General features: G+C 72.4%; 3 protein-coding genes and 1 pseudogene. 3 read left to right on the forward strand and 1 reads right to left on the reverse strand.

The window, feature by feature from the left end; all coding sequences use genetic code 11:
• Positions 1 to 212 precede the first annotated feature (212 nt).
• A complete protein-coding gene (locus AOK18_RS29385) occupies positions 213 to 470 on the forward strand; it encodes an SCO2583/SCO2584 N-terminal domain-containing protein (protein ID WP_055573860.1) in 258 nt (85 codons plus the stop codon).
• 58 nt (positions 471 to 528) lie between these two features.
• Here the strand turns inward: AOK18_RS29385 and AOK18_RS29390 are convergent, their stop codons facing one another.
• Entirely contained in the window at positions 529 to 837 is a 309-nt protein-coding gene (locus tag AOK18_RS29390) for a hypothetical protein (protein WP_055573859.1), read from the reverse strand.
• A gap of 233 nt (positions 838 to 1,070) precedes the next feature.
• On the opposite strand from AOK18_RS29390, the gene AOK18_RS29395 reads away from it, so the two are divergent.
• Both AOK18_RS29395 and AOK18_RS29400 read left to right on the forward strand, forming a co-directional pair.
• Positions 1,071 to 1,430, forward strand: a complete 360-nt coding sequence (locus AOK18_RS29395) for an arsenate reductase family protein (RefSeq protein WP_055573863.1) — start codon at positions 1,071 to 1,073, stop codon at positions 1,428 to 1,430.
• 115 nt (positions 1,431 to 1,545) lie between these two features.
• Positions 1,546 to 1,947 (forward strand): annotated as a pseudogene (locus tag AOK18_RS29400) (hypothetical protein); the annotation flags it as partial.
• Positions 1,948 to 2,043 lie beyond the last annotated feature (96 nt).

Consider the following 2,043-nt stretch of genomic DNA (forward strand, 5'->3'; position numbering starts at 1 on the left):
CGCCCGGCGGGGTCCGCCGGACCACCCCCGCCTCGCGGGGGCAGGACCCCGCCCGCCCCTTCTTCGACGTGCGGGCCGCGCGAAGGGCCCCGGCCGCACGCCGGGACCGCGCGGCCGCCCCCGGGACCCGCGCGTGTCCGGAATCCACTTCTCCCGGCGGACCCCGCGCGAGAGGATGGAACCGACACTGTTGTTCGAGAGAGGTCACGGGGATGCCCGAGAGGGACGACGAGGAGCGCGAGTTCGACATCAAGTGGGCGGACGGGGCCGTGCACAAGGAGCCGTCGGCCCGGGCCCGCATGCTCGCCGCCCGCTGGAAGGAGAACCCTCCCGGCCCGGTCCCGTTCCGCGGCGAGCCGGAGCACACGGCGTCCCGCCGGTCGTCGTCCTGGGTCTCCACCGCCCTGGTCCTGGGCTGCGTCGCCGCGGTGATCGTCTTCCTCGGTTACGTCGACTTCCGGCCGTACTGATCACTGAGCGGCCGGGCACCCCCGGGGAGCGGGGGTGCCCGGCCGGGGCCGGGGCGGCTCAGCGGTTGTAGCGCATGAAGGCCCGGACCATGTGGCAGGTCGTGTCCGACGGCGCGTGGACACCGATCAGGTTCGCCATGCCGCGTATCGTCTCGTTGCGGGCCTGGTCGGGGAGGTAGACGCCGGAGTCGAGCAGGGCGATGGCGAGCCGCATCGCCTTGAGGCGGCGGTTGTGCGTCACGTACCAGTCCCGCGGGCGGCCCGGCGGCAGCGGCCGCTTCGCCACGGGCTCACAGGGCATCTCCAGCTGGACGGCTCGCTTCGTGGTGGGCTGGACGGGCATCGGCTTGAGTGCGGCAGCGGGCACGGGCTTCCTCCTGTCGTGGTCAGGGTGTCCACCGAGGTCCACGCCGACCCCGGGCAACATCCTCGAACACTGCTGACAGTTTACTGCCCGGCACTGACATCCGGAGGACCCTGAACGGCCGTCGAACGCCCAGGTGGGACGGCACATCCCGATCGTGGAACACCCGCTCCGGAAGGGGTGTGTGGGACCGGGGCGAAATCGAACAGAGCCGGGCCGGGCGTACGGTGGGCGGCATGGAGATCTGGATCAACCCGGCCTGTTCCAAGTGCCGCAGCGCCCTCGACCTGCTGGACGCCGAGGGCGCCGGTTACACCGTGCGCCGTTACCTGGAGGACGTACCGAGCCCGGACGAGATCCGGGAGGTGCTGGAGCGGCTCGGGCTGGAACCGTGGGACATCACCCGTACCCGGGAGGCCGTCGCCGGGGAGCTCGGGCTGGAGGAGTGGCCGCGGGACGACGGGTCGCGCGAGCGCTGGATCGCGGCGCTCTCCGAGCACCCCCGGCTGATCCAGCGCCCGATCATCACCGCCGAGGACGGCACGGCGGTCGTGGCCCGCACCGACGAGGCGGTGCGGGACGCCCTGTCCCGCTGAAGCCCGACTCCCTTGTGACGCAGGCCACTTCGGGGAGTTGTCCGGAGCGCTGAGCAACTCTGTTCGGGATCTCGTACATAGCGGCGTACGTTCCCCCACCGCTCAGGAGGCAGGCATGTCGCGCAGGAGAACGCTCGGCCCCAAGAAGAAGCTCGCGCTGCTGGTGAGCGCGGTGACGGTGGCCGGTGGCGGCGCCTTCGTCATGGCGAGCACGTCGAACGCCTCCCAGGCGCCCACCACCAAGTCGGCGGCCGACTCGACCGTCTGCCAGGGCCTCGCCACCGCGCTCGGCAACAACCAGAAGTTCATCGAGGGGCAGCGCGCGAATCCCGACGCGCAGTCCGAGGCGCGGATCGCCAACCGGGAAGCGGTCATCGCCGAGATCGAGCTCAAGCAGAGGGCGTCCGGGTGCGCGGTGGGGGAGTCGGCTCAGGACTCCCGGCCCGCACAGCCCTCGCAGCCCGCACCGCCGGCCCCGGACGAGCAGGCCGGCGGTGCGGGCTGCGAGGGCTGGGCGGGCCGGGAGTCCTGAGCCGACGCCCCCACCGCGCACACGGACGCCCTCTGCTTGAGCCCGATCTCGGCGATGACCGCTTCCCTGTTGGCCATCCGC

The sequence above is a fragment of the Streptomyces prasinopilosus genome, assembly GCF_001419695.1.
GTDB lineage: Bacteria > Actinomycetota > Actinomycetes > Streptomycetales > Streptomycetaceae > Streptomyces > Streptomyces prasinopilosus.

Coding starts and splice junctions, on each gene's coding strand:
- AOK18_RS29395 (WP_055573863.1), top strand. CDS start 1,071: ATGGAGATCTGGATCAACCCGGCCTGTTCCAAGTGCCGCAGCGCCCTC.
- AOK18_RS29385 (WP_055573860.1), top strand. CDS start 213: ATGCCCGAGAGGGACGACGAGGAGCGCGAGTTCGACATCAAGTGGGCG.